Annotated in this window: 14 protein-coding genes; 11 read left to right on the plus strand and 3 right to left on the minus strand. The window is 66.5% G+C overall.

The window, feature by feature from the left end; translation table 11 throughout:
• Positions 1-16 precede the first annotated feature (16 nt).
• Positions 17-922 carry a LysR family transcriptional regulator gene (locus tag Q4543_RS06025; protein ID WP_303436886.1) on the minus strand — a complete coding sequence of 302 codons (906 nt, stop codon included), beginning with the start codon at positions 920-922 and terminating at the stop codon, positions 17-19.
• Positions 923-1,030: 108 nt separating this feature from the next.
• Here Q4543_RS06025 and Q4543_RS06030 point away from each other — a divergent pair, with 108 nt between their 5' ends.
• Together Q4543_RS06030 and Q4543_RS06035 are read left to right on the plus strand one after the other, a co-directional pair.
• Positions 1,031-2,035, plus strand: coding sequence for a zinc-binding alcohol dehydrogenase family protein (locus tag Q4543_RS06030; RefSeq protein ID WP_303436887.1), 1,005 nt, complete (start codon positions 1,031-1,033; stop codon positions 2,033-2,035).
• A 223-nt stretch (positions 2,036-2,258) separates the two neighbouring features.
• Positions 2,259-3,068, plus strand: a complete 810-nt coding sequence (locus Q4543_RS06035; RefSeq protein WP_303436888.1) for an SDR family NAD(P)-dependent oxidoreductase — start codon at positions 2,259-2,261, stop codon at positions 3,066-3,068.
• Positions 3,069-3,076: 8 nt separating this feature from the next.
• Here the strand turns inward: Q4543_RS06035 and htpX are convergent, their stop codons facing one another.
• Together htpX and Q4543_RS06045 are read right to left on the minus strand one after the other, a co-directional pair.
• Positions 3,077-3,988, minus strand: a complete 912-nt coding sequence (gene htpX / locus Q4543_RS06040; RefSeq protein WP_303436889.1) for a zinc metalloprotease HtpX — start codon at positions 3,986-3,988, stop codon at positions 3,077-3,079.
• 54 nt (positions 3,989-4,042) lie between these two features.
• Entirely contained in the window at positions 4,043-4,444 is a 402-nt protein-coding gene (locus Q4543_RS06045; protein ID WP_303436890.1) for a response regulator, read from the minus strand.
• A 137-nt stretch (positions 4,445-4,581) separates the two neighbouring features.
• Here Q4543_RS06045 and Q4543_RS06050 point away from each other — a divergent pair, with 137 nt between their 5' ends.
• The 9 genes from Q4543_RS06050 to Q4543_RS06090 all read left to right on the plus strand — a co-directional run bounded on the left by Q4543_RS06050 (position 4,582) and on the right by Q4543_RS06090 (position 13,325).
• A complete protein-coding gene (locus tag Q4543_RS06050; RefSeq protein ID WP_216003737.1) occupies positions 4,582-5,211 on the plus strand; it encodes a hypothetical protein in 630 nt (209 codons plus the stop codon).
• A gap of 51 nt (positions 5,212-5,262) precedes the next feature.
• The gene (locus Q4543_RS06055) at positions 5,263-5,871 is read left to right on the plus strand and encodes an aspartate/glutamate racemase family protein (RefSeq protein ID WP_303436891.1); all 609 of its coding nucleotides are present in this window, start codon (positions 5,263-5,265) and stop codon (positions 5,869-5,871) included.
• A gap of 219 nt (positions 5,872-6,090) precedes the next feature.
• Positions 6,091-7,692 (plus strand): ABC transporter substrate-binding protein, encoded by a 1,602-nt coding sequence (locus tag Q4543_RS06060; protein WP_303436893.1) that lies wholly within the window; start codon positions 6,091-6,093, stop codon positions 7,690-7,692.
• A gap of 79 nt (positions 7,693-7,771) precedes the next feature.
• Positions 7,772-8,725 (plus strand): ABC transporter permease, encoded by a 954-nt coding sequence (locus Q4543_RS06065; protein ID WP_216003739.1) that lies wholly within the window; start codon positions 7,772-7,774, stop codon positions 8,723-8,725.
• A gap of 3 nt (positions 8,726-8,728) precedes the next feature.
• Positions 8,729-9,625 carry an ABC transporter permease gene (locus Q4543_RS06070; protein ID WP_216003740.1) on the plus strand — a complete coding sequence of 299 codons (897 nt, stop codon included), beginning with the start codon at positions 8,729-8,731 and terminating at the stop codon, positions 9,623-9,625.
• Complete coding sequence (locus Q4543_RS06075; protein WP_303436894.1) at positions 9,612-10,658, plus strand: ABC transporter ATP-binding protein; 1,047 nt, start codon at positions 9,612-9,614, stop codon at positions 10,656-10,658. Before Q4543_RS06070 ends, Q4543_RS06075 begins: the two co-directional genes overlap by 14 nt.
• Positions 10,659-10,719: 61 nt before the next feature.
• Positions 10,720-11,694, plus strand: coding sequence for an ABC transporter ATP-binding protein (locus Q4543_RS06080; protein WP_216003742.1), 975 nt, complete (start codon positions 10,720-10,722; stop codon positions 11,692-11,694).
• Positions 11,695-11,697: 3 nt separating this feature from the next.
• Complete coding sequence (locus Q4543_RS06085; RefSeq protein WP_303436896.1) at positions 11,698-12,864, plus strand: amidase; 1,167 nt, start codon at positions 11,698-11,700, stop codon at positions 12,862-12,864.
• Positions 12,861-13,325 (plus strand): RidA family protein, encoded by a 465-nt coding sequence (locus Q4543_RS06090; protein ID WP_216003744.1) that lies wholly within the window; start codon positions 12,861-12,863, stop codon positions 13,323-13,325. The genes Q4543_RS06085 and Q4543_RS06090 overlap by 4 nt, the downstream gene beginning before the upstream one ends.
• Positions 13,326-13,329: the final 4 nt, after the last annotated feature.

A 13,329-nucleotide genomic window follows, 5' to 3' on the forward strand; every position in this document is an offset into this window, starting at 1 on the left:
TGCCCGCTGGCGCCGCTCAGCCCCGCCATGCGTCGCGATTGCCAAGCCGCTCGATCAGGAAATCCATGAAGATCCGGGTTTTCGGGGTCAGCACGTTGGAACGTGGATAGACCAGCCACAGCACCGAGAAATCGTTCGAACGCCAGCCGGGCAGCACCCGCCGCAAGCGGCCTGCGCCAAGCTCATGGGCGACGCTCCACAGCGAATTGATCGACAGCCCGGCCCCGGCAATCGTCGCCTCGCGTTGCGCATCGCCATCGTCGACGATGGTGCGGCAGCGCATCGCCTCGGGGCTTAGCCGGGCGGTTTCCCCGGCGGCGTTGACCAGTTCGCGCGGCGCAAGGCTGTTCCATGCAATGAAACTGTGCCCGGCCAGATCCGCTGGCTGCGCGGGCGTTCCATGCGCATCAAGATAGGCGGGCGCGGCGCACAGGATGCGTGTGTCATCGGCCAGCTTGCGCCCCTTGAGGCTGCTGTCGGCCAGCGGCGCGCTGCGCAGCGCAAGATCGAAGCTGCCTTCGATGGCGTCGAACCGTGTGTCCGACAAGCGCAGATCCAGCGTCAGATCGGGATAGGCGGCGTGGAGTTCTGGCAGCAGCGGCATGATGTGCAGCTGGGCAAAGCTGCTGGGCGCGGCAAAGCGCAGGGTGCCGCGCGGCCCGGCGCTCGATCCGCCAAGCGCGATGCGGGCGGCCTCGGCCTGCGCGAGGATCTCGCGGGCATAGGGCAGGAAATCCGACCCTTCGAGCGACAGCGACACCCTGCGCGTGGTGCGGTGCAGCAACTCGGCGCCAAGCTCGTGTTCGAGCTTGGCAAGCCGGGCGCTGGCGACCGCGGGCGCAAGCCCAAGCGCCCGCCCGGCGGCGCTGATATTCAGCCGCTCGGCGGCCATGACGAACAGGCGCAGGCTGTCGGTGTCCATGTCATTATATCCAATACCCGAATACTCAATGCGGAAATGCGCCGTTTTATATCCGACATCAATGGGTATTTCTAGCGCCAAGCAAAGCCAATGCGATGGAGATCAAAGATGAAAGCGATTGGATACGATGTGGCCGGCCCGGTGGATGCCCCCGACGCGCTGCGCATGTTCGAAACCCCCAAGCCAGAGGTCGGGCCGCGTGACCTGCTGGTCGAGGTCCGGGGCGTCTCGCTCAACCCGGTGGATGTGAAGCTGCGCGAAAACCGCGCGCCCGAGGCCGGGCCGGATATCCTTGGCTTTGACGCCGCTGGTGTCGTGGTGGAAACCGGCGCCGAGGTCACCGGCTACAAGGTTGGCGACGCGGTGTTTTACGCCGGCGACGTGACCCGCCCCGGATCGAATGCGCAGTTTCAGGCGGTGGACGAGCGCATCGTCGGTCGCAAGCCCGCCTCGCTGGATTTCACCGAGGCCGCAGGCATACCGCTGACCGCCATCACCGCGTGGGAAATGCTGTTCGACAGCTTCCGCCTGAGCGAAGGCGGCGGGGCGGGAAAATCGCTGCTGGTGATCGGCGGCGCCGGCGGGGTCGGATCGATCCTGATCCAGCTGGCCAAGACGCTGACCAAGCTGACGGTGATCGCCACCGCCTCGCGCCCGGAAACGCAGGACTGGGTGCGCAAGATGGGCGCCGATCACGTCATCGATCACCGCGGTGACATGGCCGCGCAGGTAAAGGATCTGGGCCTTGCGCCGGAATACGTGGCGGCGCTGACCGCGACCGACCAGCATTACCCGGCGATCCTCGATCTGATCGCGCCGCGCGGCCATATCGCGCTGATCGACGACCCACAGGGGCTGGATATCGCCCCGGCCAAGCCCAAGGCCCTGACCATCAGCTGGGAATTCATGTTCACCCGCTCGATGTTCGACACCGCCGATATCGAGCTGCAGCGCGACCTGCTCAACCGGGTGTCGCAGATGCTTGATGACGGCACGCTGCAATCGACCGTGACCGAACGCCTCGGGCAGATGAGCGCCGCGAGTTTGCTTGCCGCCCATGCCCGTCAGGAAAGCGGGCGCGTCATCGGCAAACAGGTGCTGAGCGGGTTCTGAGACCCCGAGCCGAAGCGAAGAAAGCTGGCATCCTCTGCGGTACGGGTCTGAGGATCTGCGCAGAGGGGCCAGCCGGTTGGGCAAGGCCGTGGCCGGCCGATGCGCTGCCGGGTGCCGCGCCCTACGTGGCGCTGGACCTGCGGTGCAACGGCGCCGATCTTGAAACCACGATGAAACGCCTTGCAGACGAGATCCTGCCCGGCTTTGCACGATAGGAAGCATCATGCCCAGGACCATCCTCATCACCGGCGCCACCGACGGGCTTGGCCTTGAGACCGCCCGACGCCTGTCTGCGGGCGGCCATCACCTGCTGATCCACGGACGCAACGCCGACAAGCTGTCGGCGCTCGTGGGTGATTTGCGCAGCTTAGGCGCCGCGCAGGTCGAGACCTATCGGGCCGATCTCTCCGATCTGTCGCAGGTCGCCCGGCTTGGGCAAGAGCTGTGCGCAAAACATGCCCGCATCGACGCGCTGATCAACAACGCCGGTGTCTTCAAAACCGACAATCCACTCACCAAGGACGGTCAGGATATCCGCTTTGTGGTGAACACGCTGGCCCCGGCCTTGCTGACCCGGCTGCTGCTGGCGGTGATCCCGCAGGGCGGGCGCATCGTGCACCTGTCTTCGGCGGCGCAGGCGCCGGTCGATCTGGCGGCGCTGGCGGGGCTCTGGGCGCTGGAGCCGATGGAGGCCTATGCCCAGAGCAAGCTGGCCCTGACCATGTGGAGCCAGGCGCTGGCCGCAGAGCTTGGCCCGGACGGGCCGGTCACCTTGGCGGTGAACCCCGGCTCGTTGCTGGCCACCAAGATGGTGCGCAAGGGCTTTGGCATGGCGGGCAAGGATATTGGCATCGGCGCCGACATCCTGATCCGGGCAGCGCTGTCAGACGATTTCGCCGGCGCATCGGGGCGTTATTTCGACAATGACGCGGGCCGTTTCGCCCCGCCCCACGCCGATGCCGCGAACGCGCAGACGGTCGACCGGATCGTCTGCGCCATCGAGGCCCGGATCGCCCCGCATCTGGGGGGCTGAGCGCTGCTTTAGCCCCAAGGGCCGCCCTTGCCTTGCGCGCGCGGTGGCGGCGGCGGCGGGGCAGGGCGCGCGCTGGCCCGCCCCGGCATCGCCCCGGCCAGCTTGCGCAGCTCGGCGATGCGGTTTTCCGTCGCCGGGTGGGTGGCGAACAGGCTGTCGCGGGCATGGGCGTGCAGCGGGTTGATGATGAACATATGCGCCGTTGCCGGATTGGCCTCGGCGGCGTGGTTGTCGATGCGCGACGCCCCGGCCTGAATCCGCGCCAGCGCCGAGGCCAGCCACAGCGGATGGCCACAGATCTCGGCCCCGGCCTTGTCGGCGGCATATTCGCGGGTGCGCGAGATCGCCATCTGCACGAGGCCCGCCGCCATCGGCGCAAGCAGCATCATCGCGATCGAGCCGATGATGCCGACGCCCTCGCGCCGCCCGCCAAAGAACATGCCGAAATTGGCCAGCATGGTGATGGCACCGGCAAAGGTCGCAGTGATGGTCATGATCAGCGTGTCGCGGTTGCGGATATGCGCCAGCTCGTGGGCGATCACCCCGGCCAGTTCCTCGCGGCTCAGCTGCTGCATCAGCCCGGTGGTCACCGCCACGGCGGCATCCGACGGGCCGCGCCCGGTGGCAAAGGCGTTGGGCTGGGCCTGTTCGATGATATAGACCTGCGGCATCGGCAGCCCGGCGCGCTGCGACAGATCGGCCACCATGTCCGACAGCCCGGACGGATCGCGGCGCGGCACCGGACGGGCGTTGTGCATCCGCAGCACCATGCCCGCCGATCCCCACCACGCGAACAGGTTCATCGCCGCCGCGACGATCAGCGCGATCAGCGCACCGCCCGCGCCGCCCAGCAGATAACCCACCCCCATAAACAGCGCGGTCATCGCCGCCATCAGGATCGTTGTCTTGATATAGCCCATGTTTCGGACCCTCCTGCCGGCTATATGGGCACCCGCGCGGCCCGGCGAAAGCCCCTAATCCGCCGTGGCGGCGCGCATGCGTCCCAGCTCGTCGGCGATCTGCTGCGGGCTGCTCGGCTTGGCGACAAACCCGGCAGAGGGGCATTGGCTGCACAGGGTCTCGCGCTCGCCATGGCCGGTATGAAAGATCACCAGCGTTCCGGCCTGAGCAAGTTGCAAGGCCAGCCGTTCGGAGCTGCCGTCGGGCAGGTTGACGTCAAGGATGGCCGCGTCGAACCGTTCGGCCTGCATGGCGGCCTGCGCTTCGCGGAGCGAAAAGGCGCAGACGGTGCGGGCCGCGCCCATGTCCTGCGCCGTCAGTTCCAGATCAAAACTGATGATCGCTTCATCCTCAAGGATCAGCACGCTTGCCCCGGTGAGATTGCCTGTCATTGCACGATACCGCAGCTCATTCATCAGTCCATCCTGTGGGTTTCATCGCCAACGCTCTGACGGTTGATCCGGTTCCGCCGCCGGTCACGTTTTGGCAAGACCTGGCGCAGCCGACGCGGCGTGATCTTGCCCCCGCGCGGGGATGCGATTACCTCGCGCATATGAGTCATCGCATTTTTGTCATGGAGCCGCGCGACGACGGCTCGGCGCGTCTATCGCTGGCCATATCCGGAGCCGGTCGCGGCATCAGGCGGATCGCCTGCGAGCTTGACGCGGGGGATGTGCTGCAACTTGTGCTGTTCTGCGAGGCGGCGGGGGTGCGCGATCTGTTCGGCGATAGCGCCCGCTCGACGCTGGAGCTTGACGGGCTGCAAATCGAAGACGATCCTGCCGCCGAAGAGCTGCGCCTGACCCGGCGCACCGGCTATTCGGAACAGGTTGGCAGCCTTGGCCGGGCGCTGTTTCAGACCGAGATGGCGGGGCTGGTCGATATCTGCCTGACCCGCGCCGAAGACAGCCGCCATGGGGCGGTGCTCAAAGAGATGATCTCGCGGGTGCCGGTGCCGATGCCGCTGTATCCCCGGCTGGATGCCGACGCGGGCGAGGCGCTGCGCCACCGGTTGCACGAAATGGCGCTGATGCTGCTGGCGGATGCGTCGCAAACCCGCGGCTCGGCGCTGGGGCGTCTGCTGCGGGGCAAGAAGACCCAAGAGCAGGCGCAGGACGAGGTGACGGCGCTGGTGGGGGCGCTGGCGCGCAGCCTGTTCCCGCGCGCGGCGCTGTCGCATTAAACGCGGATCGGCCTTGGTCCGCGCCCCGAAACTCGCCGCGCGGAGGCTGGCATGACGCTGTATCTGATGAACCCCAACAGCAACGCGGGCACGACGCAGGCCATGCTGGGCATCGCGCGGCGGGTGCTGCCGCAGCTGGTGGGCTGGACCGCGCCCTCGGGGCCGGGAATGATCATCGACGCCCCGGCGCTGGAGCGGGCAGGGGCGCTGGTTGCGGCGGCGGATCTGCCGGGCGCGCGCGGGGTCATCGTATCGGCCTTTGGCGATCCGGGCCGGGGTGCGCTGGCGGCGCGGCTGGACTGCCCGGTGGTTGGCATCGGGCAGGCGGCGGCGGCAGCGGCGGGGCAGGGCGGGCGCCGCTTTGCGGTGGTGACCACGACACCGGGACTGAAGACCCAGATCGACGCGCTGATGGGGGACTATGTCGGCTGTTTCCTGACGCAGGGCGATCCGCTGGCGCTGATGCAGGACGCGGGCGCGCTCGACGCGGCGCTGCTCGATGGCATCGCGGCGGCGGCGCGGGCAGGGGCGCAGGCGGCGATCATCGGCGGCGGCCCGCTGGGCGAGGCGGCCGAGCGGCTGGCGGCGCATTCGCCAATTCCGCTGGTCGCGCCGATCCGCGCCGCCGTCGAGGCGCTGTGGACGCAGGTGCAAGACTGAAGCCTCCCGTTTTTGCATAATTCGTATGCAAACGTTTCAGTTTCGATGAAAAAATAGTCATACGCCCACGGCGCACCCCGTCGCCGCCGGGGTGACACGACTCTGGTCTGGTGCCGGAAAGTCATGGCGGGCCACATATCCGCCAGCGCCTCGCGGCAAACGCCGGGGCCGGATAAAAAGCCAATCGTAATAACAGGTTGGCCCGACACGGAGATGACTATGTCCAGATTCACCCGAGGGATCAGTATCCTCGCGACCGCAGCCGTCATGGCCTGTGGCACCCTGGCCCAGGCGCAGGGCACTTTGCGCATCGGCATGACCGCCGCCGATATCCCCCTGACCACCGGCCAGACCGATCAGGGCGGCGAAGGCATGCGCTTCATGGGCTATACGGTCTATGACTCGCTGATCGAATGGGACCTGACCAGCGCCGACAAGGCCTCGACCCTGATCCCCGGCCTTGCCACGGAATGGTCGGTCGGCGAAGACGAGCTGACCTGGACCTTCAAGATCCGGGAAGGCGTGACCTTCCACGACGGCTCGCCCTTCACGGCGCAGGTCGCGGTGTGGAACTTCGACAAGCTGCTGGTCGACAGCTCCGAACAATACGACAGCCGTCAGGCCGCGCAGGGCAAATCGCGCATCCCCGCCGTCGCGTCCTATGAGGCGGTGGATGATTACACGCTGGTCATCACCACCAAGGAACCGGACGCCACGCTGCCCTACCAGCTGGCATGGATCCTGATGTCGTCCGAGGCCAACTGGGAAGCCATGGACAAGGATTGGGAAAAGGTCGCGGCGGCGCCGTCGGGCACCGGCCCGTGGAAGCTGACCGAATTCGTGCCGCGCGAGCGCGCCGTTCTGGTTCCCAACGAAAACTACTGGGACGATACCCGCATCCCGCAGCTGGATGAAATGATCCTGATGCCGCTGCCCGAGCCGAACGCCCGCGCCGCCGCGCTGCTGTCGGGTCAGGTCGACTGGATCGAGGCCCCCGCCCCCGACACCATCCCCGCGATGGAAGGCAACGGTTTCGTCATCTCTTCGAACGCCTATCCGCACAACTGGACATGGCATCTGTCGCGCCTCGAAGGCTCGCCCTGGAATGACATCAACGTGCGCAAGGCCGCCAACATGGCGATCGACCGCGAAGGCATGATGCCGCTGCTCGGTGGTCTGATGATCCCGGCCAAGGGCTTCCTGCCGCCGTCGTCGAACTGGTTCGGCAATCCCGAATTCGACCCGTCCTATGATCTCGAGGCCGCCAAGGCCCTGATGACCGAGGCCGGCTATGGCCCCGACAACCACCTGACCGTCAAGGCGCTGATCTCGCCGTCGGGCTCGGGGCAGATGCTGCCGCTGCCGATGAACGAATTCATCCAGCAGAGCCTTGCGGAAATCTGGATCGACGTCGAGTTCATGGTCGTCGAGTGGAACCAGATGATCAACCTGTGGCGTGCCGGCGCGGCGGATGCCTCTGTCGAGGGTGCGCAGTCGATCAACTTCACCTACTTCATTCAGGACCCGTTCACCGGCCTGATCCGTCACCTCGACGAGAACCTGATCGCGCCCAACGGCACCAACTGGGGCCATTATTCCGACCCGGAAATGCAGGCGCTGTTCGACGAGATCAAGACCACCTTCGATCCGGTCGAGCAGGAGAAGGTTCTGCAAAAGACTCACGAGAAGTTCGTCAACGAAGCGCTGTTCCTCTTCGTGACGCATGATGTCGCCCCGCGCGCCATGGCCCCCAAGGTCAAGGGCTTCGTGCAGGCGCAGAACTGGTATCAGAACTTCTCGGGCATCACGATCGAGGAATGATCCCGGCGCGGCCCCCTGCGGGGGGCCGTCCTTTCGCGGCTCCGTCGTTCGGGCGGGGCCGCAACACGCAAGGTATCCTATGCTCAGCTATCTCATCCGCCGCCTCATTCTGGTGCTGCCGGTGGCCTTCGGGGTCTCGGTCATCTGTTTCCTGCTGGTGCAGATCGCGCCGGGCGATCCGCTGACCGCGATCATGCCGGTCGACGCCACCGCCGACGAACAGGCGGCGATGCGCGCCGCCTACGGGCTCGATAAGCCGCTGCCCGTGCAATACGCCATCTGGATCGGCAACCTCGTGCAGGGCGACATGGGCAAATCCATCGCCACCGGGCGGCCCGTCGCCGCCGAGGTGTTCGGCGCGGTGAAGAATTCGCTGCTGCTGGCGGTAAGCGCCGCGGTCATCGCCTTTCCCATCGGCATCTTCCTTGGCTTCCTCGCCGGGTATTTTCAGGGCACATGGATCGACCGCGCGGTGACGGCGGTGTCGATCATGGGCGTGTCGGTGCCCAATTACTGGCTGGGCATCGTTCTGGTCATCATCTTTTCGGTCAACCTTGGCTGGTTGCCCTCCATGGGCGCGGGGCCGGGCGGCTCGTCGGCGTGGGAATGGGACTGGCTGCACATGCGCCACCTCGTGCTGCCCGCCGTGACGCTGGCGGTGGTGCCCATCGGCATCGTGTCGCGCACCGTGCGCGCCCTCGCCGGAGACATCCTGACGCAGGATTTCGTGCAGGCGCTTTATGCCAAGGGCATGAGCCGCGTCGACGTGCTGCGCCATGTGGCGCGCAACGCCGCCGCCACCGCGCTCAGCGTCATGGGCTTGCAGCTGGGCTATCTGCTCGGCGGCTCGATCCTGATCGAGACGGTGTTCAACTGGCCCGGTTCCGGCTTCCTGCTGTCGAACGCCATCTTCCAGCGCGACCTGCCGCTGCTGCAAGGCACGATCCTTGTGCTGGCGCTGTTCTTTGTCGCGATGAACCTGATTGTCGACGTGGCGCAGGCCGCCATCGACCCCCGCATTCAAAGGACCTGAACCATGGCCCTTTCCGAAACTCCCGTCGAGATCGCCGCCGAACCGGCGCCCGTCGCCAGCCCGCAGGGCTATTGGTCCGGGGTCGGCGCGCGGCTGCTGCGCGATCCGCTGACGATGATCTGCCTTGGCGTCGTGGCGCTGTTGATCCTGTCGGCGGTGTTCGCGCCCTGGCTGGGCCTGGCCGATCCCTACAAGGGTTCGATGATCGCGAGGCTCAAGCCCATCGGCACCGAGGGCCATATCCTTGGCACCGACGAGCAGGGCCGCGACATGCTGGCCCGGCTGATCTATGGCGGGCGGCTGACGCTGTTCATCGGGCTGACGCCGGTGGTGCTGGCGTTTTTCATCGGCGGTGCGCTTGGTGTGGTGGCGGGCTATGTCGGCGGCTTCGTCAACACCATCATCATGCGCACGGTCGATGTGTTCTTTGCCTTTCCCTCGGTGCTGCTGGCCATCGCGATCAGCGGCGCGCTGGGGGCGGGGATCGTCAATTCGCTGGTCTCGTTGACCATCGTGTTCATCCCGCCGATCACCCGCGTCGCCGAGGCGGTGACCTCGGGCGTGCGCGCGCTTGATTACATCGACGCGGCGCGGGCCACCGGGGCCAATGCGCTGACGGTGATCCGGGTGCATGTGATCGGCAACGTGCTCTCGCCGATCTTTGTCTATGCCACCTCGCTGACCAGCGTGTGCATGATCCTTGCCGCCGGTCTGTCCTTTCTGGGCATCGGCGTGCGCCCGCCCGAACCGGAATGGGGGCTGATGCTCAACACGCTGCGATCGGCGATCTACGTCAACCCGTGGCTGTCGGCGCTGCCCGGCGTGATGATCTTCATCACCTCGCTGTGCCTGAACCTGCTGTCCGACGGTCTGAGGAGCGCGATGAATGTCCGTGACTGATTATACCCCCACCATCGATACCGGCGGCCCGGCGCAACCGCTGCTGACCGTCAACCATCTGCGCAAGTATTTCCCGGTGCGCGGCGGCATCCTTGGCCGCACGCAGGCGCAGGTGCAGGCGGTCGATGGCGTCAGCTTTGCCGTCGCCAAGGGCGAGACGCTGGGCATCGTCGGCGAATCCGGCTGCGGCAAATCCACCACCGCCAAGCTGCTGATCGGCCTGACGGAAAAGGACGCGGGCGAGATCATCTTCGACGGCCACGCGCTTGGCGAGCGGCTGTCTTTGAAGGATCTGCGCCGCAGCGTGCAGATGGTGTTTCAGGACAGCTATGCCACGCTGAACCCGCGCATGACCATCCTTGCCTCGGTGGCGTTCGGCGCGCGGGTGCAGGGGCTGGAAGACCCCGACGGGCTGGCGCGCAAGATGATGGATCGCGTCGGGCTCGACCCCAATCGCTTTGCCCATCGCTATCCGCATGAATTGTCGGGCGGGCAGCGCCAGCGGGTCAACATCGCCCGCGCGCTGGCGATGTCGCCGCGGCTTGTGGTGCTTGACGAGGCGGTGTCGGCGCTGGACAAATCGGTCGAGGCGCAGGTGCTGAACCTGCTGTCGGATCTGCGCGCCGAATTCGGGCTGACCTATATCTTCATCAGCCACGATCTGAACGTGGTGCGCTATATCTCGGACCGGATTCTGGTGATGTATCTGGGCGAGGTGGTGGAAATCGCCCCCGTCGACAGCATCTGGCAGGAACAGGCGCATCCCTACACCCGCTCGCTGTTTTCCGCGATGCCCTCGATGGACCCGGACAACCGCACCCAGACCCCGCCGCTGGCGGGCGATCCGCCCAACCCGATCGATCCGCCCAAGGGCTGCCGGTTCCACACCCGCTGCCGCTTTGCCTCCGATGTGTGCAAGGCCAAGGTGCCGGCGCTGGCCGGGCTGGCCCGCAATCAGGCGCATCAGGTGGCCTGCCATCTGTATGATTCCGCATCGGGGCATCCGCAGGCAGGGCAGGGGATTCCGGCATGATCTTTTCCAAGAGCTGCAAGCGCGACACCTTCTGGACCGCCCCCAAACCCGAGGACGGCGAATGAAACTTCTCGATATCAGCAACCTGTCGGTGAAATTCTCCGGCAAGCGCACGGTGCATGCCATCAACAATGTCTCGCTGAGCATGGAGCAGGGCGAGACGCTGGCGCTGCTTGGTGAATCCGGCTCGGGCAAATCGGTGACGCTCAAGGCGTTGCTGGGGCTGCTGCCGCCCAAGCGCACGCAGATCGACGGGCAGGTGCATGTCAACGGCACCGATGTGCTGGGGCTCAAGGGCAAGGCGCTGCAGAAATACCGCGGCGGCGAGGTGTCGATGGTGTTTCAGGAACCGGCGCTGGCGCTGGACCCGGTTTATACCGTCGGCCACCAGATCGCGGAATCGGTGATGCGCCACAAGGGCATCGACAAGGCCAACGCCATGGCGACGGCGCTTGATATGCTTGACCGGGTGCGCATTCCCTCGGCCAACCGGCGGCTGCACAACTACCCGCACGAATTGTCGGGCGGCATGCGCCAGCGGGTGATGATCGCGCTGGCGCTGGCCTGCAAGCCCAAGCTGCTGCTGGCGGACGAGCCGACCACGGCGCTCGATGCCACGGTGCAGATTCAGATCCTGCTGCTGCTGCGCGAGTTGCAGAAAGAGTTCGGCATGGGGGTCATCTTTGTCACCCATGACATCGGCGTGGCGGTGGAAATCTCCGAACGCGTCGCGGTGATGTATGCCGGGCAGATCGCCGAAGAAGGCACCACCCGCGAGATCATCCGCGACCCGCGCCACCCCTATACGCAGGGGCTGCTGGCGGCCAACCTGCATGACGTCGCGCGCGGCGCGCGGCTCAACGCCATTCCCGGCGCGCCCCCGGCGCTGGAGAGCAAGCCCGACAGCTGCGCCTTTGCGCCGCGCTGCCCGGTGGCCATGCCCGAATGCCGCGCCGCGCTGCCCCCGGTGTTCGAACCGGGCCCGCGCCGCCGCGTCGCCTGTTTGCGCGCCAACGAACCCATTGCAGCGGAATAACCCATGCTGATCGACCACGACCCCTATCATTGCTACATGCCCTATCCGGCGGTGCCGGTGGCCAGCGCGCCCGACGGCCCGCTGGCCGGGCTGACCCTTGGCGTCAAGGATATCTACGATGTGGCGGGCTATCGCACCGGCTGCGGCTGCCCGCTGAAACTGGCGATGTCGGATATCAAGACCACCACCGCCCCGGCCATTCAGGCGCTGCTGGATGCGGGCGCGGCGTTCAACGGCAAGCTGCACACCGACGAGCTGGCTTGGTCGATGTATGGCATGAACGCGCATTTCGGCATGCCGGTGAACCCCAATGCGCCGGGGCGGATTCCGGGCGGCTCGTCTTCGGGCTCGGGGGCGGCCTGCGCCGGGGGGCTGGCGGATATCACCGTGGGTTCGGATACCGGCGGATCGGTGCGCGCCCCGGCGGCGTTCTGCGGCACATGGGGCATCCGTCCCACGCATGGGCTGATCTCGTTGGAGGGCGTGATGCCGCTGGCGCCGAGCTATGACACCTGCGGGCTGTTCGCCCGCGACGGCGCCACCTTGCTGCGCGCCATGTCGGTTCTGTTGGCCGACACAGCGCCGCTGCCCGATGCCCCCAAGCTGCTGAAATCGCGTGAGATGTTCGCCCATTTGGGCGAGGCGCAGCGCGCCGCAACCCTCGCCGCTTTTGACGTCGAGGCGCGCGAGGTGGATCTGTACCCCGAGGGCATGGATGCGGCCTATGAAACCTTCCTGACCTCGATGGGCGGCGATGCGAAACGCCATATCGTGCCGTTCATCCGCCAATCGGGCATGCCGCTGGTGCGCGGCATCGACGGGCGCGCCGCCGGGGCCGAGGCGTTGAGCGACGCTGCCATCGCCGAGGCGGAACTCAAGCGCGCCGCCTTTGCCGAACATGTCACGGGGGTGATGGATGGCGGCGTGCTGATCGCGCCGGTGGTGCATGACGTCGCATTCTTCCCCGACGCCCCGACCGAGGTGTTCGACGGTTTCCGCCATGTCTCGCAGCGTATGCTCTGCGTGGCCGGGCTGGCGGGCTTGCCGCAGGTGGTGTGGCCGGCGGGCACGCTGGACGGCGCGCCTTGGGGGGTGTCGCTCATCGGGCCGCGCGGCTCCGATCTTTCGCTCATCAAACTCGCACTTACTTTGCAAAAGGACGCGGCATGACTTGCCCCATCGAAGCCAAACTGACCGAACTGGGCCTTGCCCTGCCGCCCTCTGCGCCGTCGCGGGCGCTGTATCTGCCGGGCAAGGTGACGGGCAAGACGCTGTTCGTGTCGGGCCATATCTGTGAATGGGAAGGCGTGCCGAAGTATTTCGGCCCGGCCGCGCCCGGCTTTGATCTCGACGAAGGCTTTGCTGCCGCCCGCATGTGCGCGCTGAACCTGCTCTATAACATCAAGGCGGTCACCGGTTCGCTGTCCTCGGTGGCGCAGGTGGTCAAGCTCAACGGCTATGTCGCTGCCACCCCGGATTTCGGCCAAGGCCCGGCGATCGTCAACGGCGCCTCGCAGCTGTTCATGGATCTTTACGGCGAGGCGGGCCGTCACGCGCGCACCGCCGTCAACGTCTCGTCGCTGCCTGAATGTGCGCTGGTCGAGGTCGAGGCGGTGGTCGAGCTGCACTGAGCCG

Origin of the sequence: Salipiger sp. 1_MG-2023 (genome assembly GCF_030547555.1) — a bacterium.
In the GTDB taxonomy this organism is placed as follows: Bacteria; Pseudomonadota; Alphaproteobacteria; order Rhodobacterales; family Rhodobacteraceae; genus Salipiger.

What these genes read in the sequence shown, in the direction of transcription:
- Q4543_RS06085 (WP_303436896.1), top strand. Translation starts at nt 11,698, where the DNA reads ATGCTGATCGACCACGACCCCTATCATTGCTACATGCCCTATCCGGCG.
- Q4543_RS06090 (WP_216003744.1), top strand. Translation starts at nt 12,861, where the DNA reads ATGACTTGCCCCATCGAAGCCAAACTGACCGAACTGGGCCTTGCCCTG.
- Q4543_RS06060 (WP_303436893.1), top strand. Translation starts at nt 6,091, where the DNA reads ATGTCCAGATTCACCCGAGGGATCAGTATCCTCGCGACCGCAGCCGTC.
- Q4543_RS06055 (WP_303436891.1), top strand. Translation starts at nt 5,263, where the DNA reads ATGACGCTGTATCTGATGAACCCCAACAGCAACGCGGGCACGACGCAG.
- htpX (WP_303436889.1), bottom strand. Translation starts at nt 3,988, where the DNA reads ATGGGCTATATCAAGACAACGATCCTGATGGCGGCGATGACCGCGCTG.
- Q4543_RS06080 (WP_216003742.1), top strand. Translation starts at nt 10,720, where the DNA reads ATGAAACTTCTCGATATCAGCAACCTGTCGGTGAAATTCTCCGGCAAG.
- Q4543_RS06065 (WP_216003739.1), top strand. Translation starts at nt 7,772, where the DNA reads ATGCTCAGCTATCTCATCCGCCGCCTCATTCTGGTGCTGCCGGTGGCC.
- Q4543_RS06075 (WP_303436894.1), top strand. Translation starts at nt 9,612, where the DNA reads ATGTCCGTGACTGATTATACCCCCACCATCGATACCGGCGGCCCGGCG.
- Q4543_RS06070 (WP_216003740.1), top strand. Translation starts at nt 8,729, where the DNA reads ATGGCCCTTTCCGAAACTCCCGTCGAGATCGCCGCCGAACCGGCGCCC.
- Q4543_RS06035 (WP_303436888.1), top strand. Translation starts at nt 2,259, where the DNA reads ATGCCCAGGACCATCCTCATCACCGGCGCCACCGACGGGCTTGGCCTT.
- Q4543_RS06045 (WP_303436890.1), bottom strand. Translation starts at nt 4,444, where the DNA reads ATGAATGAGCTGCGGTATCGTGCAATGACAGGCAATCTCACCGGGGCA.
- Q4543_RS06050 (WP_216003737.1), top strand. Translation starts at nt 4,582, where the DNA reads ATGAGTCATCGCATTTTTGTCATGGAGCCGCGCGACGACGGCTCGGCG.
- Q4543_RS06030 (WP_303436887.1), top strand. Translation starts at nt 1,031, where the DNA reads ATGAAAGCGATTGGATACGATGTGGCCGGCCCGGTGGATGCCCCCGAC.
- Q4543_RS06025 (WP_303436886.1), bottom strand. Translation starts at nt 922, where the DNA reads ATGGACACCGACAGCCTGCGCCTGTTCGTCATGGCCGCCGAGCGGCTG.